Origin of the sequence: Streptomyces sp. NPDC058240 (assembly GCF_042882135.1) — a bacterium.
In the GTDB taxonomy this organism is placed as follows: domain Bacteria; phylum Actinomycetota; class Actinomycetes; order Streptomycetales; family Streptomycetaceae; genus Streptomyces.
Map to the genome: position 1 here is coordinate 1 of NZ_JBHVWT010000041.1, position 21,434 is coordinate 21,434.

15 protein-coding genes are annotated in these 21,434 nt (G+C 71.6%); 6 read left to right on the plus strand and 9 right to left on the minus strand.

The genetic code is table 11. The annotated features are described in order from the left end of the window. The 5 genes from ACFVX4_RS34260 to ACFVX4_RS34280 form a co-directional block, all read right to left on the minus strand. On the minus strand, window positions 1–3,128 hold a 3,128-nt coding region (locus ACFVX4_RS34260), incomplete at its 3' end, for an amino acid adenylation domain-containing protein (RefSeq protein WP_389985108.1). A gap of 114 nt (window positions 3,129–3,242) precedes the next feature. After that, a complete protein-coding gene (locus ACFVX4_RS34265) occupies window positions 3,243–4,511 on the minus strand; it encodes a glutamate synthase-related protein (RefSeq protein ID WP_389985111.1) in 1,269 nt (422 codons plus the stop codon). After that, window positions 4,508–5,524, minus strand: a complete 1,017-nt coding sequence (locus tag ACFVX4_RS34270) for an asparagine synthetase A (protein ID WP_389985114.1) — start codon at window positions 5,522–5,524, stop codon at window positions 4,508–4,510. The genes ACFVX4_RS34265 and ACFVX4_RS34270 overlap by 4 nt, the downstream gene beginning before the upstream one ends. Beyond that, window positions 5,521–6,927 carry a methylaspartate mutase gene (locus tag ACFVX4_RS34275; RefSeq protein WP_389985117.1) on the minus strand — a complete coding sequence of 469 codons (1,407 nt, stop codon included), beginning with the start codon at window positions 6,925–6,927 and terminating at the stop codon, window positions 5,521–5,523. The genes ACFVX4_RS34270 and ACFVX4_RS34275 overlap by 4 nt, the downstream gene beginning before the upstream one ends. After that, window positions 6,924–7,376, minus strand: a complete 453-nt coding sequence (locus ACFVX4_RS34280; RefSeq protein ID WP_389985120.1) for a cobalamin B12-binding domain-containing protein — start codon at window positions 7,374–7,376, stop codon at window positions 6,924–6,926. Before ACFVX4_RS34280 ends, ACFVX4_RS34275 begins: the two co-directional genes overlap by 4 nt. Before the next feature lie 261 nt (window positions 7,377–7,637). On the opposite strand from ACFVX4_RS34280, the gene ACFVX4_RS34285 reads away from it, so the two are divergent. Beyond that, entirely contained in the window at window positions 7,638–7,919 is a 282-nt protein-coding gene (locus ACFVX4_RS34285; RefSeq protein WP_389985123.1) for a hypothetical protein, read from the plus strand. Between the two features lie 157 nt (window positions 7,920–8,076). Then, on the plus strand, window positions 8,077–8,289 hold the full coding sequence (locus ACFVX4_RS34290) for an MbtH family NRPS accessory protein (protein ID WP_093549323.1): 213 nt from the start codon (window positions 8,077–8,079) through the stop codon (window positions 8,287–8,289). A 183-nt stretch (window positions 8,290–8,472) separates the two neighbouring features. Here ACFVX4_RS34290 and ACFVX4_RS34295 read toward each other — a convergent pair whose 3' ends face one another. Both ACFVX4_RS34295 and ACFVX4_RS34300 read right to left on the minus strand, forming a co-directional pair. Next, on the minus strand, window positions 8,473–9,399 hold the full coding sequence (locus ACFVX4_RS34295) for an ornithine carbamoyltransferase (protein WP_389985126.1): 927 nt from the start codon (window positions 9,397–9,399) through the stop codon (window positions 8,473–8,475). Between the two features lie 175 nt (window positions 9,400–9,574). Then, a complete protein-coding gene (locus tag ACFVX4_RS34300) occupies window positions 9,575–10,939 on the minus strand; it encodes a helix-turn-helix domain-containing protein (RefSeq protein WP_389985129.1) in 1,365 nt (454 codons plus the stop codon). A gap of 596 nt (window positions 10,940–11,535) precedes the next feature. On the opposite strand from ACFVX4_RS34300, the gene ACFVX4_RS34305 reads away from it, so the two are divergent. Then, window positions 11,536–14,226 carry a BTAD domain-containing putative transcriptional regulator gene (locus tag ACFVX4_RS34305; protein ID WP_389985131.1) on the plus strand — a complete coding sequence of 897 codons (2,691 nt, stop codon included), beginning with the start codon at window positions 11,536–11,538 and terminating at the stop codon, window positions 14,224–14,226. A 138-nt stretch (window positions 14,227–14,364) separates the two neighbouring features. Here the strand turns inward: ACFVX4_RS34305 and ACFVX4_RS34310 are convergent, their stop codons facing one another. Both ACFVX4_RS34310 and ACFVX4_RS34315 read right to left on the minus strand, forming a co-directional pair. Then, complete coding sequence (locus ACFVX4_RS34310) at window positions 14,365–14,682, minus strand: hypothetical protein (protein WP_389985134.1); 318 nt, start codon at window positions 14,680–14,682, stop codon at window positions 14,365–14,367. A 139-nt stretch (window positions 14,683–14,821) separates the two neighbouring features. Next, window positions 14,822–15,208, minus strand: a complete 387-nt coding sequence (locus tag ACFVX4_RS34315) for a hypothetical protein (protein ID WP_266422464.1) — start codon at window positions 15,206–15,208, stop codon at window positions 14,822–14,824. A gap of 320 nt (window positions 15,209–15,528) precedes the next feature. Between ACFVX4_RS34315 and ACFVX4_RS34320 the strand changes: the two genes are divergently transcribed. From ACFVX4_RS34320 to ACFVX4_RS34330, 3 genes are read left to right on the plus strand one after another with little or no spacing between them, the layout of a single operon-like run. Then, window positions 15,529–16,875, plus strand: a complete 1,347-nt coding sequence (locus ACFVX4_RS34320) for an MFS transporter (RefSeq protein ID WP_389985137.1) — start codon at window positions 15,529–15,531, stop codon at window positions 16,873–16,875. Continuing rightward, window positions 16,859–20,383: an amino acid adenylation domain-containing protein gene (locus ACFVX4_RS34325; RefSeq protein ID WP_389985140.1), complete on the plus strand. Its 3,525-nt coding sequence runs from the start codon at window positions 16,859–16,861 to the stop codon at window positions 20,381–20,383. The genes ACFVX4_RS34320 and ACFVX4_RS34325 overlap by 17 nt, the downstream gene beginning before the upstream one ends. After that, window positions 20,368–21,420, plus strand: a complete 1,053-nt coding sequence (locus ACFVX4_RS34330) for a MupA/Atu3671 family FMN-dependent luciferase-like monooxygenase (protein WP_389985143.1) — start codon at window positions 20,368–20,370, stop codon at window positions 21,418–21,420. Before ACFVX4_RS34325 ends, ACFVX4_RS34330 begins: the two co-directional genes overlap by 16 nt. Window positions 21,421–21,434: the final 14 nt, after the last annotated feature.

Below are 21,434 nucleotides of genomic sequence, written 5' to 3' on the forward strand. Positions count from 1 at the left end.
AACTCCACCGAACCCGCGTCATACAGATCCGTCGCGTACTCGATCGTGATGTCCAGACCACCCGGCCGACCATCCACCGAACGATGCTCGGCGAACGAGAACGTCAGATCGAACTTGGCGAACCTCAGCCAGGTGAAATCCGATTCGGTGTCCAGGTCCTCGGCGACGAGCGTCGGCGTGGCCGCGTCCGTCAGTGTGAGCATCACCTGGAACAGCGGGTGCCGGGCTGCGGACCGGTCCGGGTTGAGGGCTTCGACCAGCCGGTCGAACGGCAGGTCCTGGTGGCTCCAGGCGGCGAGGTCGGTCTCCCGGACCCGGGTCAGCAGCTCACGGAAGCTCGGATCGCCGCTGGTGTCCGTGCGCAGGACAAGGGTGTTGACGAAGAAGCCGACGAGGTCGTCGAGCGCCTGGTCCGTACGGCCGGCGATCGGCGAGCCGAGCGGGATGTCGTGCCCGGCGCCCGAACGGGACAGCAGGGTCGACACCGCCGCCTGGGCCACCATGAACACCGATGCGCCCGACTCGCGTGCCAGCTCCGCGAGCGCGGAGTGGACGTCCGGGGAGAGGTGCACGGTGTGGGTGGCGCCGCGGTAGGAGGCGACGGCCGGCCGCTGCCGGACGGCGGGCAGGGTGACCTCCTCCGGCAGGTCGGCCAATGCACCTCGCCAGTAGTCCAGTTGACGGGCGGCGACGCTCTCCTGGTCCGCGGGGTCGCCGAGCACGCTCCGGTGCCACAGTGCGTAGTCCGCGTACTGGGCGGGCAGCGGCTCCCAGGCGGGGCGCTCGCCACGCGAGCGGGTGGCGTACGCGGTGCTCAGGTCGCGCATGAGCGGCTGGTAGGACCAGCCGTCGGAGACGATGTGGTGCATGACCACCAGGAGTACGTGGTCGTGCTCGCCGAGGCTGAACAGCCGGGCACGGAACGGCAGATCGCCCGAGAGGTCGAAGATGCGCTCGGACTCGGCAGTGAGCAGTGCGGCGACGCCGTCCTCGGTCGCCGGGGTGACCGGCAGCTCCACCCGGACACTGTCGGCGGGCAGGATCCGCTGGTAGGTCCGGCCCTCGGCCTGGCGGAACACGGTGCGCAGGCTCTCGTGCCGTCCCGCGACATCGGTGAACGCGGACTCCAGGGCCGCGACATCGAGGTCACCTCTCACCCGGACGGCGAGCGGGATGTTGTACGTCGCCGACGGGCCCTCCAGCTGATCGAGGAACCAGAGCCGTTGCTGGGCCGCCGAGAGCGGCAGCGGTTCCGGCCGTTCCTGGGCGGTCAGGGCAGGGCGGGCGGACTCGCCGCCGCCGGTGGCGACGTACTCGGCGAGCAGCGCCACGGTCGGGTACTCGAAGAACTGCCGCAGCGTCAGCTGGACATCGAGGACGGTGCGCACCCGGCTGACCAGCCGGGTCGCCAGCAGCGAGTGGCCTCCGAGGGTGAAGAAGTCGTCGTCGATGCCGATCGACGGCAGGCCGAGGGAGTGGGCGAACAGGCCGCAGAGGACTTCCTCGACGGGGTTGCGCGGAGCCCGGCCACCCGGTGCCGCGCCGGCCCGGGGAGCGGGCAGTGCGCGCCGGTCCAGCTTGCCGTTCGGAGTCAGCGGCAGGGTCCCCATCGGGACGACCGCCGAGGGCACCATGTACTCGACGAGCTGCTCGCCCGCATACCGGAGGAGTTCGGCTCCGTCCAGGACGCCTTCCTCGACGGGTACGGCGTAGGCCACCAGGCGCTTGTCGCCGGGCCGGTCCTCGCGGACGATGACCGCGGCCTGGGCGACGGAGGGGTGGCGGACCAGCACGGTCTCGATCTCGCCGAGCTCGATGCGGTTGCCGCGCAGCTTGACCTGCTGGTCCGCGCGGCCCAGGAACACGACTTCACCATGCTCGTTCCAGGCGGCCAGGTCGCCGGTGCGGTACATGCGGCTGCCGGCGGGTCCGTACGGGTCGGCGGTGAAACGCTCGGCGGTCAGGGCCGGCAGCCGGCCGTAACCCTGGGCCAGGTGCGGCCCCGCGACATAGAGTTCGCCGGTCTCGCCCGGGGCGGTGTGGCGCAGCTCGGCGTCCAGGACGTACATGGCGGTGTTCGCCATCGGGATGCCGAGGTGCAGCCGGTCGAGGGTGCGCACCTCGGGGGTGAAGGCCTGGTAGCTGCAGAAGACGGTCGCCTCCGTGGGACCGTAGACGTGCACGAACGTGGTGTCCGGGCAGTGGTCGAGAGCCCGTTGGAGGGCGGTGGCGGACAGGACGTCGCCGCCGGTCCAGATCTCGCGCAGCTGCTTGAGGCCGTCGATCGCCTCGCTGGCCATGGCGTCGAAGAGGGCGGTCGTGAAGTAGGCGGCGGTCACCCGGTAGCGGGTGATGGCGTCGGCCAGCTCGCCGATGTCGATCTTCGGTGCGGACAGCACGACCGCCAGTCCGCCACGCAGCAGCGGCACCCACAGCTCGTAGGTCGAGGAGTCGAAGGGCAGCGGCGAGTAGGCGAGCACCCGCTCGTGGGCCGCGGCGCCGAAGCCCGGGTCCAGGGCCAGTTCGACCACGTTGCGGTGGGTGTTCACGACGCCCTTGGGGGTGCCGCTGGAGCCGGAGGTGAACATGATGTACAGCGGCTGGTCGGGGTGGACCGTGACATCGGGTGCGGTGGCAGCCGTGTCGGCCGTGGCGCTCGCGTCGTCGAGCCGCAGGGCGGGCAGCTCCCCCGCGAAACCGGTGTCCCCGGCCGGGCGGTCAGTGACCAGGAGGGTGGCCCCGGTGTTGCCGAGGATCCAGGCGAGCCGCTCCTCGGGCTGACGGGGGTCGAGAGGGACGTACACGCCGCCGCTCTTCAGCACGGCGAGGACCGTGATGACGTAGGCGAACGAGCGGTCGAAGAGGAGGCCCACCGCGTCGCCCGGCCGTACGCCCTCGGCGACGAGCCGGTGCGCGAGGGCGTTGGCCGCGCCGTCCAGCTCCCGGTAGGTGAGACGGCGGTCCTCACGGACGAGGGCGACGGCCTCCGGGGTACGGGCGGCCTGCGCGGCGAAGAGAGCGTGCAGCGCGCCCACGGGAAGGTTCTCGGCCGTGTCGTTGTACCTGGCGACGTGCGCGGGGACGCCGACGCCGGGGGAGAGAGCCGGATCGGTTTGCGGCTGGGACATCTCGACACCTTCTTGGTAGCTCGGATCTCGTGGTCTCGCGGCGTGCCGGGAGACCGACGGAGCCACGGTGGATGACGTGCAAATGGTGCGAAGCAGGGTGGTGGAGCGGGGGGATCAGCCGGTGCGGGAGGCCGTCGCGGCGTCGGCCGGCAGCAGGACGTCGTCCGCTTCCAGGGCGTTCGCGTGGTACTTGCCGACGGAGCTGATCAGCAGCCGGAGTTCCAGGGCGATGGCCTCGACCAGCCGGACCAAGCCGGCTTCGGCGTCCTCGTCCACGGCGAGCAGTGCGGCCCGGCCGAGGCCGACGGCGCGTGCGCCGAGCGCCAGCGCCTTCGCGGCCCTGCTGCCCTCCCAGATCCGCCCGCTGGCGAGCAGGCAGTGGTCGGTGCGGCCGATGCGGGTGAGGCACTCGCCGAGCGGGAGTCCCACCTGGCCGAGGAAGGCGGTCGGCGCCCAGGCGGTGCCGCCCTCCGCGCCGTCCACGGTGACGGAGTCCGCGCCGGCCGCCCAGGCGGTGGCCGCGGCGAGGGCCACGTCGCGGCCGGGGTGCAGCTTCACCCACACCTTCGCGCGGGGGAAGTTGTTCCGCATCAGCCGGATCTGCTGGCGCAGGATCTCCTCGGTGAAGGTGCCGGGGCTGCTGATCCGCAGCACCGAGTCGCTGTCGGCGCCGAACACCGCGTCCATGGCGTACTGTTCGGCGACCCTGCCGCCGGCCTCGCGGCCCAGGACGGTAAGACCGCCGAGCCCCGGTTTGGCGCCCTGGCCCACCTTCAGTTCGAAGGCGAGCCGGCCGGTGGCCAGCAGCGGCTCGGACACCGGGTCGCTGTAGACCAGGTTCCACACCTCGGCGTCCGCGTCCTCGGTGGACTGCTGCACCACCACGCCGCCGTGCTCGTCGTCGGCGGCGGCCGTGTAGGCGGCGATCCGGCCGAGCAGCGGGGAGGCCGCGGAGTCGGCGGCTGCGCGGTAGCCGTTGACCGGCACCACGTTCTCCCCGATGACCATCGGGATGCCGAGCTGCCCGGCCTGGCGTCCGGCTGCCTCGCCCAGGTCGTGGCTGGCGACCTGGGTCGAGCCGAACGCGGACACGTAGAGCGGCAGCCTGGAGGCGAACCCGCCGACCCGGGTGTCCAGTTCGACGTCCGTGTACAGCGGTTCACGGGCCAGGTCGATGAGCTTCTTCAGCCGCTCCGGCATGAACACCGGAGGTACGATCCTGGCGCGCTCCAGCAGGTCGTGCGGGTCCTGGCCGGCCGGGATCGCGCCCAGCATGCTGCTGCCGTAGGACTCCAGCGCGGGGAAGACCCCCGCCGCTCCGGCCCTGGCCCGGTGCCGCACCTGTTCCTCGGGGAAGCCCGCGGCGCTCAGTACCGCACTCATGCCGACACCACGCCGGGGAGCTTCGGGTAGGCGCTGGCCTCCCAGGCGGCGGTGCGGCCGGTGACGTACCGGGTGAAGCGCTCCAGGCCGATGCCGAACCCGGAGCTGGCGGGGATGCCGCGGCGGGCCAGGTCGAGGTACCAGCCGTACTTGGCGGGGTTCTCGCCGGTCTCGCGCATCCGGGTGACCAGGGCCGCGTAGTCGTGCTCGCGCTCGCTGCCGCTGGCCAGTTCGCCGTAGCCCTCGGGGGCGATCAGGTCGAAGTTCCGCAGGACGCCGGGGCGGTCGGTGTCCTCCTGGTCGTAGAAGCCCCGCGAACCCTTGGGGTAGTCGACGACGAAGAACGGGCGGCTGGTCTTCGCGGAGAGGATCTCCTCGCCCTCCCAGTCGATCTCGGCGCCGGGGTCCTGCGGGTGGCCGAGCGCCACCAGGTCCGCGGTGGCCTCCTTGTGCGTGGTGCGGCCGAACGCCCCCTGGACCACCTCCCGGAAGGCGTCCCGGTCCCGGCCGAGGAGCTCAAGGTCCCCCGGCATCTCGCGGACGACCTCGTCGACGACATGCGCGACGAGCCGCTCGGCGAGCTCCATCGCGTCCTCGCGGCGGGCGTCGCGGATCTCCACGTCGATCTGGTGGAACTCGGCGAGATGGCGGTGCGTGACGGCCGTCTCCAGCGGTTCCAGCCGCACGTTGGGCGCGATGTAGAAGATCTTGTCGAAGGCCAGCAGCGATGCCTGCTTGTAGAGGATCGCGCTGGTCATCAGCTTGTACTTGTGGCCGTAGAAGTCGACGTCCACCTGCTTGGAGCCCCGGATTCCCGGGTCGGTGACCGGTCCGATGACCGGCGGCAGCAGCTCCTGGAACCCCTGCGCGGTCAGGAAGGCGCGGGTCGCCGCGAGCATGCGGCTCTGCACCCGCAGCGTGGCACGGGTCGGTTCGGCGATCAGGTGCTGGTCGGGAGAGGCCGGGAACGAGGGCGCGACGCGGCCGTGGGACTCGGCGATCGTGCTGGTCATGGTGCTACCTCCTGGGTGTGCTGCCGATGGGCTGCCGGGCGACGGGCCGCCGTGGGGAGCGAGGGGCGGGAAGCGGACGAGGGAACGATGCGGTCGTGCCGGCGCTGGACGAACGACAGGGCGTCGAACAGCCCGGCGGCGGTGAGCCGCCGGCCGCGGTCGCGGACGGGCCCGAGGGGCATCGCCCCGATCTCGGACCAGGTGAGGCGGCCGGACCCGTCGATATGACTCCGGGTGCGGCCCGCGTTGTCGGGGTGCAGGCAGTAGGGAACGTCGAGGTATCCGCGGGCGAAGGCCTTCAGCAGGGCCTGCCCCAGGTCGTCGTCCAGGTTCAGCACGGCATCCACCAGGGCACGGGCCTCGGCGTAGACGGCGTTGTCCGCCGGGTCGGAGCTCGGGACGGGTACGTTCCCGGGCCGGTGGCCGGTCGCCGTGCGGTGCCGGGCGGCGGCCCGCGCGGCGACCCGGAGGGCCTCGACGTTCTCCGCCACGGTCGGGATGCGGTGCGCCTCGGCCTCGGTCTTCACGATCAGCCGGGCCGCCCCGGTCTCCACGGCCAGTTCGGCCGAACGTTCCAGGAGTTCCAGGGAACCGTGCCGGGTCTGCGGGTAGAGGCCCATGTAGGTGTAGAGGACGATGTGCCAGTCGGTGTCCGACAGGAACTCGCCGGCCAGCCGGTGCAGCGCGTGCATCGCGTCGCGGTCCTGGGCCGCGTTGGTCTGCTGGGCGTAGCTGAGCGAGATGCTGCGCAGCCCCGCCCGGTGGAAGAAGAGTGCCTCCAGCGCACTGATCGCGACGAGCAGTCCGGGCGGGCACAGCTGCCCGAGCATGCAACCGCCGAAGGTCTCCAGATGCGGTTCCGCCCCGGTGGCGCGCAGTCCGGCCAGGAAGTCGCAGCTCTCCTGCCAGTTGCGTACGGAGTCCAGGAGCGGGGTGCGTCCGTAGGGCAGGCAGTAGGAGACCGGTCCACCCTCCGTCGCGTCCAGGCCGAGCCGGGCCAGCGCGGCCACGATGCGCTGGGGACGTGCCGATCCGTGCCGGATCTGCACCGGGAAGCCGGCGTCCCGGACGCCGTCGAGGACCCAGCGCGAGGTGTGCGGGCTGTAGGAGGTGATGGGGAACCCGTTGAGCGGGACGCCGCCGTTCAGGGCGCGGGCCGCGGACGCCTCGTCGTTGACCCGGGTGTAGCTGTCGATGGTCATGGTGCCGACGACCGCGTCGGCCGCTCCCTTGGTGGCCAGCAGTCCGGCCCTCATCAGAGCGGGGTCGGAGAAGCCCATGCGGGGCTGCACCACGAGTGTTCCGCGGGCCTGCGCCCCGGCGACGAAGCGGCCGAAGGAGAGCGGTCGCCGGTGCACGGTGGTGCGGCTCCCGGGGACTGCCTCCTGGACCGGCGCGGTCATCGTTCCACCTCCTTGGGAAGCGAGTCGACGTAGGACTCGAAAGCGGCGATGTCGACGCCGTCCTGGAAGACCGCGTCGAACCCGGCCCTCATGAGGGCGTCGGCCTCTTCCTCCCCGTCCCCGGACACGCCGAGCTTGCCGCCGATGACCGCGGGCAGGCCGGTCAGCTCCCAGCGCGACCGGATGGCCCCGATCAGGGGCTCGGCGTCGTGGAAGCCGTGCCCGTTGACACTGCTGACGACCAGGAGGTCGGGCTGGAACTTGCAGCAGGACTCGATGATCTCGTCCTCGGGCACGCAGGAACCCAGATTGACGACCTTGTGCCCGAGGTCTTCGAGCAGCAGTTGGATGTAGATGAGATTCCAGGTGTGAGCATCGGATTGCAGTCCGGTGACAACAACATCCAGCGGCCCGGATCGATGACGAGCCGCCCATTCCGCAGGCTTCATTGTTCGCTTCGTCCACATCATTGGATGACAAGGGGAGAAAGAGGTCCAGGCTTGCCCGGAACTTCCTTTCGGCCACAACCGTAGATTCGCTCCCGAGGCGTTTCCGGCGTCACCGGCGGCAACTGGGCGGCAACAGAGGAGCAGTTGACCGACAGTCCGGTGCCGGGCCCGCGGCGGGACGTGAGACTGGCCGCACTGCACCCGCAGAATTCAGCGCCCGGCCCCGTGCACACCGCCGGCGAAAGACCGAGGAGTCATGACATGGCAGAGACCGGCCACAGCGTCCGTGCGGCGGACGTGCTCGCGGACGTCCTGGCGGAGGTACGGGAACGGGTCGACCGGCGGGAGGCGCTGGGTGAGGCCCAGGTCGCCGTGCTCGAAGCCGCGGTGAACATTGTCCGCGCAGGTCAGCTCGGGTTCGAGGTGATGCCGGTGGAGCGTTCGGAGCTGGTGCGCGAGGCGCTCGGCGCGGTGCGCGCGGCCACCGTGGCGACCGGGGTCGCCCTCAACTACGCGCACCAGGCGGCCCGTGTGCTCACCTGATCCGGCGGTCCGTCGATCCAGCGGTCCGTGGTGCCGCCGATCTGCCTGGACTTCTGCCCGGCGAACCGGTCCGCGGCTCCTAGCATTTGATGCAGCCGAAACACTCAGACACACCCGACGACATCGCGTACAACTTCGTCCAACCGAGGTGGAAATCATGGCAACCAACCCGTTCGAGGACTCCCAGGGCCGCTATGTAGTGCTGGCCAACGAAGAGGGTCAGTATTCGCTGTGGCCGGCCCGGATCCAGCAGCCGGCGGGCTGGGAACTGGTGAAGGACGAGGGCAGCAAGCAGGAATGCGGCGAATTCATCGAGGCGAACTGGACCGATATGCGACCGCGTTCGGTGGTTGCGGCCATGGGTGGCTGAACCCATCGGTCGTCCCGTTCCGGAAGGGCGGGTGCGGGGCGCAGCACGCGCCCCGCACCCGCCCCTTTTCCGTACGGCGACCGGCGCGGGTCCCCGTACCCGGGACATGCGAAAGGCCCCTGGCGGACATGGGTGGTCTCGGTCGTGAACCCATGTCCGCCAGGAGCCGATGGTGCGGGGCGGTCAGTCCTGGACGCCGCGTACGCACCACTCCAGGACCGCCGCAGCGGCGGTCATCTTGTGGTGGGCCTGCCGCCAGGCCCGGCTCGACGGGCCGTCGAGGACCTCGTCGGTGACCTCCTCGCCACGGACCGCGGGCAGGTCGTGCAGGAAGACGGTGCGCGGGCCTGCGAAGCGGTCCATGAACGCGCGGTTGATCTGGAAGCCGTCGAAGTCCCGGAGCCAGTCGGGGTTGTCCTTCGTCACGCCCATGGTCTGCCACCGGCTGGTGTACACCGCGTCCACCGGCCCCTCGACCGCGTCGGCCGTCACGACCTGGCTCACCAGGGCCTTGCCGCCGCTGAGTTCGTCCGCCAGGTCCAGGGTCTCCTTGGGCACCTCGTAGCCCGCCGGGCACAGCAGGGTGAGGCGCAGGCCGGGGGTGAGGGCCGCGGCGAGCGCGAGGGCCGCGCCCGAGCTGTTGCCCTCGCCGACGGCGAGCAGGTGCAGACCGTCGAGCGAGCCGAACTCCTCCGCCAGGGTGGCGAGATCGGCGATGGCCTGGGTCGGGTGCTCGTCCAGGCTCAGGGCGTTGACGACGGCCAGGTCCTCGCTGCTGCCGAGCCGGCGGATCTCCTCCACGTCCCCGTTGGTGCGTACGACGAGCGCGTCCAGGTACTGCCCGAGCACCCGGGCGGTGTCCTCGACCGTCTCGCCGGTGGAGAGCTGCAGTTCGTTCGGACCGAATGTGATCACATCGGCGCCGAGGCGGGTCGCCCCGCTCCAGAAGGATGTACGGGTCCGGGTCGAGGACTTGCGGAAGTAGAGACCGACCTGGCGTCCGGCCAGCGGCTTCGGCACGATGCCGTCGCGGCCGAACGTCACGGCGCGCCGGACGAGGTGGTCCAGCTCGGCGGGCGTCAGGTCGGCCAGGGAGATCAGGTTGCGCATGGGTGAGGTGCCTTTCACGAGGACGAGGACGGGGTCGGGGTCGGGGTCGGACTGCGGAACGGGGGGCGAGAGGCCCCGGGTGGCGCGAGGGGGCGGGAGGGACACGAAGGAGGGCGCGGGGAGGCCTCGGACGGGACGCGGGCGGGGCTTCCCCGGCGTCCCGGCGGGGCGGTCCTCATTCGGTCAGTGCGACGGCGAGAGCGGCGGGCCGGGTCTCCTGCTCCGCGTCGAGGACCGCGCGGACCAGATTGAGCACGGTGAAGCCCACCGGGTCGCCCGCCGTGGTGGGGAGCCGGCGGATCAGGCCGCGGACCAGCAGGGCATGCACATCACGGGCGGTCTCGGCCAGGGAGGTGCCGCAGGCACGCGCGGCGCCGTCCACCGTCCACGGGTCCTCCAGCGTCGCCAGCGTGCGGAGCAGAGCGGCGGACTGCGGGTCGAGCCCGGTCACGGCGGCGGTGAGCCGCTCGCCCAAGGTGGGGCCGGCGGCGGGATCGGCGGGCGTGACCCCGTCGAGCAGGACCAGCGGTGTGGTGCGGGCGATGTCCAGGAGCTGCTGCGGGGAGTACAGCAGCAGCCATGAGGCGGCGGCTTCCAGCGCCTGCGGCATGCCGTCCAGGGCCCGGCAGATGTGGGCCACGGTGGTGACGACGGAGTCGGTGGGAAGGAAGTCGGGTCGCATGTAGCTGACATGAGAGAGCGTCAGCTCGACGGCGTGCCGGTCCGCGACGAGGGAGCCGCCCACCGGCTCGGCGGCGAGATCGGCGGCGGTCGGCACCGCCAGTGGAGCCAGCGGGAGCAGCCGTCCACCGGGCAGCTGGACCGGACGGTCGGTGGTGGTGAGTATTTTCAGGCGCTCGCAGACACGCAGCAGACTCAGCAGGCGAGGGGTGACAGATGGTGACGCATCGTGACCATCCAACACGATCAAGGTCACCTTGGACCCTATGAGCGCGGCCAGTTCCTCGAATTCCTCGCCGTCCCGGACAAGTGCGCGAACCCACCCGGTCACGGTCGCCTGCGGATTGTTGGGGTCCGTTCCGGTGGTCTCCGCGGTGTCGTTCAGGGAGACCCACAGCACCGGAACCCGGTCCCGGGCGTGAATCACCGAGGCGGCCTCCTGGGCGAGCCGCGACTTTCCCACTCCCGGCAGACCCACCAGGGTCAGCAGCCGCTCGTGATCCGTGCGCAACCGGGCTGTCAGCGCTTCCAGTTCCGGGCGCCGCCCGATCAGCGGGCGCAGCGGAGGGGGCGGTGTGGCGAGGCCGGTGCCGTAGATGTCCTGGAAGACGCGCCCCACGGCCTTTGCATCGACGGCGAGTTCCAGCTCGACGCGCCGCGCGTCGCTGAGCCTCATGGCATTGGCGAGCAGCTTCAGCGTTTCCCTGCGCGGGTGCTGGACCCGACCCAGTTCCAGGTCTCGAATGGCTCGGACACTCACCGTGGAAAGCCCGGCGAGCTGTTCCTGAGTGAGTCCCGCCCGCCGGCGCGCATTCTGCAGCAGAACGTCGAGCCCGGGTGCGGGCTGGGAATTCATCATTGTCTCCTCGGTCTCCACATGCTCAGAAAACGCAATGGCCGGTTACCCGACCGCCCAGGACTGTCCGGAACACACGGCCCGGTCCGGGATCTTTCCGGTCCGCTCACGCTCCGTACGCTCCGTACTCTCCGTGGCAGCGAAGGCCTGCCGTCGATGAACAGACTCCATCGAGCCATTCCCGAACTCTTCCCGGTGCAGTACCGCGAGTTCCTTCTGCAAGGGCTACGATCGCCTCGCGCTGGTGAGGCGCTGCGGGTGCGCAGAGCTGAGGGGGAGGATGCGTGTCAACTGCAGAAGAGTTTCGGCTGCGCTTCAACATTCTTGGCCCGATTGAGGGTTGGTCCAACGGGAAGCGCCTCCGGCTGGGCGGTGTCATACAGGAGCGAGTTCTGGCCACTCTGCTTCTGGAGCCCGGAAAAGTGCTTCCGGTTTCCCGGCTGGTCGAGGCGGCCTGGGACGAGGAACCGCCGACGACCGCACCGCACCAAGTGCGCAAGGCAGTTGCCGATCTCCGAAGACGGATACCCGGCGGTGCCGACGTCCTCGTCACCGACGGGCCCGGCTATCGCGTAGCCCATGAACAATGTGAAATCGACGTGGCCGAATTTGGCCTACTGATACGCAAAGCGAAGCTCGCGGCGTCCGACGGCCGGACGGCCGAAGCCGCCGAGATATTGCGCGGCGCCCTCGCACTCTGGCGCGGACCTGTTCTGTCGGGCGGCGGCGGTCCGGTCATCGAGGCCGCGTCGACCTCCATCGAGGAGCGCCGGCTGACCGCGGCGGAACAGCTCTTCGAACTCCACCTCGCACTCGGCGAGGCCGCCGAACTCGTCGTCGAACTGCGGGAACTGGTCCAGCAGCACCCCTTGCGCGAGTCCCTGCGCGGCCAGTTGATGATCGCCCTGTACCGGTCCGGGCGGCAGGCCGAGGCCCTGGACGAGTACGGCAAGGTGCGCGAGCTCCTCTCCGAGGAACTCGGCATCGACCCCGGCCCCAATCTGACCAAGCTGTACGAGGGAATCCTGCGGGAGAGCCCCGAACTGGCCGGCCCCGAGCCGGCCGCCGCCCCCGTCGTCGCCGTGGCGCTGCCCGCCGAACCCCCCAGCACCCTCCCGTACGACCTCGCGGACTTCACCGGCCGGGACCGGGAACTGGCCGAAATCCTGCACGGCGCCAAGAGCGGCGGCGAGCAGGGCCCCCAGATCGTGGCCATCGACGGCATGGGCGGCTGCGGCAAGACCTCGCTCGCGGTGCGGGCCGCGCACCGGCTCGCCCCGGACTACCCGGACGGCCAGCTCCACATCGACCTGCGCGGATACACCCCGGGCGACCAGCCGGTGACCGCCGGCATCGCGCTCGACACTCTGCTGCGGGCCGTCGGCGTGCCGGGCAATCTCATCCCCGACGACGCGCCCGCCCGCACGGCCCTGTGGCGTGCCACCCTGGTCGGCAAGCGGCTGCTGATCCTCATCGACAACGCTGCCGACGCCGCCGCCATCCGTCCGCTGCTGCCCCTCTCCCCCGGCTGCCTCGTCATGGTCACCAGCCGGGCCCGTCTGGTCGATCTGGACGGCGCGCAGTGGATCTCGATCGGGGTGATGCCGCCCGAGGACAGCGCGATGCTGGTGGCCGAGACGCTCGGTGCCGAGCGCGTCGCCGCCGAGCCCGAGGCGGCCGTGGAACTCGCCCGGCTCTGCGGCCACCTCCCCCTCGCGCTGCGGATCGCCACCGCCCGGCTGCGCAACCGCCCGCGCTGGACGCTCCAGTACCTGGCGGAACGGCTGCGCGACGAGACCCGCAGGCTCGACGAGCTCAGCTCGGGCGCCCGCAGCGTCTCCGCCACCCTGCGCCTGTCCTACCAGGCCCTGGACGAGGAGTGCCGGAACGCGTTCTCGACGCTGGCCCTGCACCCGGGCAGCGAAGTGGACGTTCACGCGGCCGGTGCGCTGCTGGGCTCCTCCGCCCGGGACGCGGAGGACCTGCTGGAGATGCTGCTCGACGTCCACCTCGTGCAGCAGCCGGAGATCGGCCTCTACACCTTCCACGACCTGGTCCGCAGCTTCGCGCAGAGCCTGCTCGTCGAGTCCCCCGAGGACTCCGGGGCGGTGGAGCGGCTGCTGGGCTACTACCTGACCGCCACCGAGGTGGCGTGCGACCTCCTCTACTCCGGGCGGCGCAGGCGCAGCACCGGTATCGAACCCTCCGCGGCCGAACTGCCGGACCTCGGCACGCCCGAGCGGGCGCGGAAGTGGTTCCAGCGCGAGCAGACGTCGCTCCTCGCGGCCGTCACGCTCGCGGAGCGCCGGGGTCACGACCGCTATGTGGTGTGCCTGGCCCGCAATCTCGTCTTCCAGCTCAACGACCTCGGTCTCCTGGAGGAGTTCGGCGAGCTGAGCCGGGTCGCGGTCGCCGCCGCCGGCCGCCTGGAGGACCTGGCGCTGCTGGGGGTGAGCCTGTCCAACCTGGGCGTCGCCTGCTGGAAACTCGGCCGTCTCACCGAGGGCCTCGAAGCCGCCCGCAAGAGCCGGGACGTCGCGATCCGGCTCGGCGACCTGCACACCCAGGCCCACAGCGAGAGCATCCTCGGCCAGTTCAACAGTCTGCTCGGCGACTTCTCCGCGGCCCTGGGCCACATGGAGACGGCGATCGCGCATGAACGCGACCTGGACATGCCGCGCGCGGAGGCCGAGAGCCTGACTATCCTCAGCACGCTCTACGAACAGTGGGGACGGTACGAGGAGGCGCGGGACGCGGCCCAGCGGTCGGCCGAACTGAGCCGGCAGCTGGGGCAGCACGAGGGGTTGCCCGGCGCCGTCACCGACCTCGCCTTCGCCCACGTCGGCCTGGGTGCGTACGAGGAGGCCGACCGCTGCCTGGCGGAGGCCCGCGCACTGTACGGGGACGCCGGCAACGAGGTGAACCTCGCCCTGACCCTGGCGTTGTCCGCCGATGTGGAGAACCGGCTGGGAAGGCCGCCCTGCGTCCCGGACCAGGCGGAGCTCGCCCTCGACATGATGCGGACGAACTCCTCGCCCCTGCGCCGGGCCAAGGTGGAGAACGTGGTGGGCCGGCTGCGCCGCCGGCAGGGCGACGCGGCGGCGGCGCTCGCGCTGCACACCCACGCGCATGAACTCGCCTCGTCCCTCAGCTACCGCATCGAGCAGGCCTACGCGCTCGCGGGAATGGCCGACGTCCTCGGGGACACACCGGACGCGGCCCGGTACCGGGCGGAGGCCGAGCAGCTCTTCACCGAGATGGGCGTACCGGCGGATCACCGGCGCAGCTGACGCCCGCCCGCCGTCGCCGTACCCCGGAACAGCCCGCGCGCACGGCAGCCGCCCGGCCGGGGCCGCCGCCCCGGGACGGACAGCGACGAGCCCCGCACCGTGACTCCGGTGCGGGGCTCGTGTGTCGAGGCGGTGGGATCACATGGCGGGGGACGTCGGGCCCTTGTCGTCGTCGGTGCCCTGCGTGCCGATCACGGTCGGACCCTTGTCGTCGGTGATCGTCCGGGCGACGATCGTCGGGCCCTTGTCGTCGGCGAGCACGTGGGTGCCGATGACCGTCGGACCCTTGTCGTCGTCGGTCCCCCGGGTACCGATGATCGTCGGGCCCTTGTCGTCGGCGACAACCTGCTGAACACCCCGGGAGTCGTGCGACTGCCCCACCTCGACGGCCGTGCCGATACCGAAGGCCAGCGTCGCCGCGATGATCCCGAAGAGTCCAGCAAGCTTGCGTCCCATGTCCCGCCCCTAAGTGGTGTTTGTGAGGTTCTGCGGTGTTCCGCTTCCCGACACCACTGATGTTGCTGATCGGCGTTCCCGGTCCGTTCCTGCCCCGATACCGCCGCAGGGAACTGCCGCGGGAACGGACCGGCAACGGCTATTCCACGTCGAGCTGACAGGCGGCGACCCGGGGCCCGAGGGGGGTGAGCACCACACGCGTACGGGCCGTTCCCGACTCGTGGCCGGCCAGGTCGAGCAGCGATCTCACGAGGGAACGGAGCACCGCGCGCTCCGTCTCGTCCAGGACCGCCGGACCGGCACCGTTCCCGGGCGGCCACTCCACGATCCCGGCCACCGTGTGCATGCCGTTCTCGGTTCTGGTCTCGACGCTCAACTGGGGGCCCTCCAAGGACTCCGGCGCGGTGTACGGATGGGACTGCACACCGGACGCCACACGCTCGGCCCACCGTTCCACGGTGGACAGGTCCTGGAGGGCCTGGCGCAGTTCCGTCCCGTCGGGCGAACGATCCCTGGGGTCCTTCACGGAGTACTCCTTCTGCAGACAACTACAGAACGACCCTTGCCCTACCCGCTCCCGGTTCCCTCCCGAACAGTTCCCGCTTTCTTCCCGTTCCCGCGTTCGCTAAGGGAACGCAGCGGTAATCGATGGCCGCATGATGGCCCCGTTCCACTCAGACAGGGATCCGTGGTGATCCGCAGAGGATGCGACTTCCTGGGGGATTGAGGCGTGGCAACCAAACCATTCGTCGGCTCGGGCACGATGTGCCGGATGCCGGCGCACAAGGGATCCGGATCCTGATGGGCACCCGGATATCAACGGACATTCCCGGTCGTTTTTCGGGAATGGGGCCCTTTCTCCTCGTCTGGTCCGGTCAGGCGGTATCCCTGGCAGGAAGCGCGGCGGTCCGGTTCGCCTTCATCGTCGAGGTGTGGTCGTCCGGCGGGAACGCGACCGCCGTCACCATCCTCTCGCTGTGCGCCATGCTGCCGCAGGCCGTGTTCAGTCCCATTGCGGGCGCAATCGTCGACCGTATACCCAAGCGCACCGCGCTCCAGATAGCCGATGTCGGCGGGCTCCTCGTGGTGGGCACGCTGGCGCTGCTCCACTACCTCGGCACCTTCCACGCCTGGCAGGTCTATCCGGCCGCCGTACTGCTCGGCGTCTGCGCCGCCTTCCAGTTCCCGGCCCTGTCCTCGGCCGTTCCCCTCCTGGTCCGCAAGGACCAACTGGACCGCACCAACGGCCTGCTGGCAGGTGCGAAGAGTGCCGCCGGGATCGGCGGCCCCGCGCTGGGCGGTCTGCTCGTCACGCTCTTCGGGATCGGCCCGACGCTCCTGGTCGACCTGGCCAGCTACGCGTTCGCCCTCATCGGCATCCGGATCGTGCGCTTCAACGGCGACCGGGTGACGAAGGACGCCGCCGCGCCGCGCAAGCGGATCACCGCCGACGCCGTCGAGGGGCTGCGCTACCTGTTCCGGGTGCCCAGCCTGCGCGACCTGATCGTCAACTTCTGTGTCGTCAACCTCGTCATGGTCTTCGGCTTCGCCCTCATCTCGCCGATGGTGCTGATGCGGGCCGGCAACGGCGCACTCGCCGCGGTCAACACCTCGGTCGGTATCGGCGGAGTGGCCGGCGCCCTGCTGATGGCGGCCTGGGGCGGTCCCGCAAACCGGGGCCGGGGCATGATGCTCGGCGTGGTCGGCATGTGCCTGTCCGCCCTGGTGGTGATGAGCCTGGTGGACGGGGTGACCGGCTGGTGCCTGGCCATCCTGGTCGGCGCCCTGCTCATGACGGTGGTCAACGCCTCGATGCAGACGATCGTGCAGACCAAGGTCCCCCACGAATGGCAGGGCCGGGTCTTCGGCGCGGTGATGTTCCTGTCACAGATCTCCGTGCCCATCGCCATGGCCATCTCCGGACCGCTCGCCGACCACGTCTTCGAACCGCTGGCCGCCCGGGGGTCCGGGCTCTTCACCGTGCTCGGTCCCCTCGTCGGCGACGGTCCGGGCAGCGGCATGGCGGCCATGTTGTTCCTCGCCGGCATCGGCGGGACCGGGGTCGCCCTCTGGGGACTCGCCAGCCGCTCGATCCGGGACATCGACACCCTGCTGCCCGACCTCGACGCGCCGCAGGAGCCCGTCGAGCAGAGCGGCGGGCAAGGAGGTGAGCGGGATGAGGTGCGTGCATGAACTGTTCGAGGAGCAGGTGGCACGGACGCCCGGCGCGACAGCGCTGATCCACGGCGGCGAACGGATCGACTACGCCGGACTCGACGCGCAGGCGGCCCGGTTGGCGGGTCTGCTGGCCGCGCGGGGCATCCGGGCCGGTGACACGGTCGGGGTGTACCTGGAGCGCTCCACCGCACTCGTCGTGACGGTGCTCGGCATCCTCAAGGCCGGAGCCGGCTACGTGATGCTGGACCCCGGCTTCCCCGCCGAACGGCTGCGCGCGATGGCCGAGGACGCGAGGACGGCCGTGGTCGTCTCGGCCCGGGACGCCGCGCCCGGGATGCTCGACGTGGCACAGGTGCACATCGAGGACGCGCACGGGGCGCAGCCGCTGCCGCGCGGCGCTGTCCCGGTCCGGCCCGACGACATCGCCTGCGTGATGTTCACCTCCGGCTCGACCGGGCGGCCGAAGGGCATCGCCTCGTCGCACCACGCGATCACGTCCACCCTCACCGGGCAGACCTTCGCGTCGTTCGGCCACGGCGCGGTCTGGCTCCAGTGCGCCCCGCTGTCGTGGGACGCGTTCGCCCTGGAGCTGTGGGGGCCGCTCATGAACGGCGGGGCCTGCGTCCTGCACCCGGGGCAGCGGCCCGAACCCTTCGTGATGGCACGGCTCGTCGCCGAGCACGGCATCACCTCCATGTACCTTTCGGCATCCCTCTTCGACGTCATCGTCGACGAGTACCCGCAGGTGATGGACGGACTGCGGGAACTCGTGGTGGGCGGCGAGGCCCTGTCCGCGCCGCACGCGGCCCGCGCCCTGGAGCGCAGTCCGCGGCTGCGGCTGAGCAACGGCTACGGGCCCGTCGAATGCATGATCTTCCTGACCGTCCACCCGGTGACCCGCGCCGAGCTCGGCGCGGGCCCGGTGCCGATCGGCCGTCCGCTGGCGGGGAAGCGGCTGTACATCCTCGACGAGGAGCTCCGTCCGGTACCGGACGGCCGCACCGGTGAGATCTACGCCGCCGGGGCGGGCGTCGCCCGCGAGTACCGGGGACGGCCCGCGCTGACCGCCGAACGCTTCGTCGCGGCCCCGTCCGGTGAGCGTGTCTACCGCACCGGCGACCTCGGGCGGCGGCGTGCCGACGGAGTCCTCGAATACCTGGGCCGGGCCGACAGCCAGGTGAAGATCCGGGGCTTCCGGGTGGAGCCGGGTGAGGTCGAGAGTGTTCTGGCCCGGCACCCCGGCATCGACCGGGCGGCGGTCGTCGCCCATGAGCACCCGGCGGGCGACCGCCAGCTGACCGCGTACGTCGTACCGCACGGCGGCGCCCGGCAGAACTTCCGGGAAGCGGAGTTGCGCGCCTACGCCCGCGACGCACTGGCCGACTACCTGGTACCGGCGGTCTTCGTGCCGCTGGACGCGCTGCCGCTGACCCCCAGCGGAAAGCTGGACCGGGCCGCCCTGCCGGAGCCCGGATCCGCGACGGCCCTCGCGGGACCGGCGGCGGTGAGCGGCACCGTGGCCGCGCTGTGCGACCTCTTCTCCCAGGTGCTGCGCACGGACCCGGTCGGCCCGGACGACGATTTCTTCTCCCTCGGCGGCCATTCCCTGCTCGCCGCCCGGCTGCTGGGCCGGATCCACTCCGCGCTCGGCGCCGAGATCGACATCCGCGGGCTCTTCGAGGCGCCCACCCCGGCGCTGCTGGCCCCGCTCGTCGACGCCGCTCCCCCGGCACCCCCCGCGGCCCCGGCCGCGCCCGGCGCCGCCCCCGGCTCGCTCCCGGTGTCGCACGCGCAGCACCGGCTGTGGTTCCTGGACCGGATCGGGGCCGGTGCAGCGTACAACCTGCCGATGCTGGTCCGGCTGCGGGGCACGGTCGACCCGGCCGCGCTGGACGACGCCCTGGCCCGGGTCACCGACCGTCACGAAGTGCTGCGCACCGTCTTCGAGGAGTCCGACGGCGCCCCCGTACGACGGGTGCTGAGCGGGGCGGCCGCCCGGCCTCCCTTCCGTCACCTGCGGCTCACCGAGGAGGCGTTGGACCGGGAGATCGGGCGGGAGGCCCGCCACCGCTTCGACCTGCGTGCCGAACTCCCGGTACGGGCAACACTGTTCACCAGCAAGGAGCGCCCGGACGAGCACGCGCTGCTGGTGCTGGTCCACCACATCGCCGGGGACGGGTGGTCCCTGCGGCCGCTCTTCCGCGATCTGTCACGCGCCTACGAGGCACGGGTCCGTGGTGCGGACCCGGCCGGACTCGCCCCGCTCGCCGTCCCGTACGGGGAGCACGCCCGCCACCAGCTCGACCGGCTCGGCTCACCGTCCGATCCGCACGCGCTCGCCGCCCGCCAGCTCACGTACTGGCGCAAGGAGCTGGACGGGCTGCCGGCCGAAGGTCCGCTGCTGCCCCGCCGCGCCGGGCGCCCCGCCGTACCCGGTCCGGCCGCGCAGGTCGTGGTGTGCCGGCTCGACGCGGCGGCCCACGCCCGGGTGGCCGACTCGGCCCGTGCCCGGGGTGCCACGCTCTTCATGGCCCTGCACGCCGCGCTGGCCACCGTGCTGGTGCGGGCCGGCGCGGACGAGGACCTGGCGATCGGCGCACCGGTGGCCGGACGCGCCGGGGACGGCAGCGTCGAGGACGTCGTCGGGTTCTTCGTCAACATGCTGGTGCTGCGCACCGATCTCTCCGGCGACCCCACCGCGGCCGAAGTGCTCGCCCGGGTGCGGGAGACGGACCTCGCCGCGTTCGGCCACCAGGACGTGCCGTTCGAGGACGTGGTCGGCTCCCTCAATCCGGCGCGCTCCCCCGGCCGGCAGCCGTTCACCGACGTGGTCCTGGCACTCCAGAACAACGCGCGGGCCGAGGTCACGCTGCCCGGTGCCGAGCACGGCGTCGAGATCGTGCGCACCGGCGCCGCCCGGTTCGAACTCCTGGTGGACGTCACGGACTCCACCTCGGAGCTGGGCGCACCGGACGGGCTGACGCTGACGTTCGAGTACCGCGGGGAGGCGCTGGAGGCGGACTTCGTCCAGTGGCTCGCCCACGCCCTCCCCGAGGCCCTGGAGGCGGCCGCGTCCGCCCCCGACACACCCTTGTCGCGGCTGGGTCTCACCGAGCCGCCCCGGCGGGCCGGCGAGAGCGACCGGATCGCGGCACCGGCCCGGCCCCGAGGCATCGCGGAGCGTCCGATGACCGCTCTGGAGCAGGAAATCGCCGCCGTGTGGTGCGAGGTCCTCGGTGTGCCGAGCGCCGGCCCGGACGACGACTTCTTCGCACTCGGCGGCAACTCCCTGCGCGCGGTGCGCGCGGTGGCCCGGCTCGGCGCCGGCCGGCCGGTGACCGTGGCCCAGCTGTTCGCCGCGCCCACGGTCGCCGCCTTCGCCGCCGAGCTGGAACGGGCGGCCGCCCGGCCCGAGCCGGACGCCGCGTCCCCCATCCCGCGCCGCCCCCGGGTGCCGCGCCGTCCGCAACCCCAGACCCAGCCCAGCAGGAAGCAGGAGGAGTGGCAGTGGACCTCAGTGTGATGTTCTTCGGTGCGGACAGCACCACCGCCGGCGAGGCCCGGCACACCGAGACGTACGAGGACATCCTCGCCGTGGCCAGGACCGCCGACCGGCTCGGGTTCCACGCCGTCTGGACCCCCGAGCGCCACTTCCAGCAGGTGGGACAGGTCTTCCCCAGCCCGCCGGTGCTCAGCGCGGCACTCGCCGTCGCCACCGAACGGATCGGGATCCGCGCGGGCAGCGTCGTCCTGCCGCTGCACCACCCGCTGCGGGTGGCGGAGGACTGGGCCGTCGTGGACAACCTCTCGCACGGGCGGGTGGGTCTCTCCGTCGCCACCGGCTGGCACTCCAAGGACTTCACGCTGGCCCCCGAGCAGTACGCGGACCGCCGGCAATCCGCCCTGGAGACCATCCCGCGGCTGCGGTCGTTGTGGGCGGGCGAGCCCGCCGAGTACCCCGACGGCACGGGCACCCCGGTCTCCGTCACGCCCCAGCCCCGGCCCGTGCAGGACACCCTGCCGCTGTGGATCACCACCTCCGGCAACCCGGAGACCTGGGAAGCGGCCGGACGGCTGCGTGCCGGAGTGCTCGGCGCGACCGTCGGGCAGAGCCGGGACGAGCTGGCCGAGAAGATCGCCCGCTACCGCACCGCCTGCGCCGCCGCCCCCGACCAGCGGGGCACCGACGCACACGGCCGGGTCACGCTGATGGCCCACACCTACGTCGGCACCGACGACGCGGAGGTCCGCCGGATGGCGGGCGCCCCGCTCAAGACCTATCTCGCCTCGTACGTCCGCCAGACCGCGGCCAACCGTTCCGCGGACGCCACGACCGCGGGGCTCACCGAGGAACAGACCGCGATGCTCGCCGACTTCGCGTTCGAGCGCTATCTGAGCTGGGGCAGCCTGCTCGGCTCCCCCGGCCACTGCGCCAAGATGCTCGCCGACCTGGCCGAGCTGGGCGTCGACGAGATCGCCTGCTTCATCGACTTCGGCATCGGACGCGACGACGTACTGGCCGGGCTGCACCGGTTGGCCGAACTGAAAGAGAACCTGTGATGAGCGCCCCCACC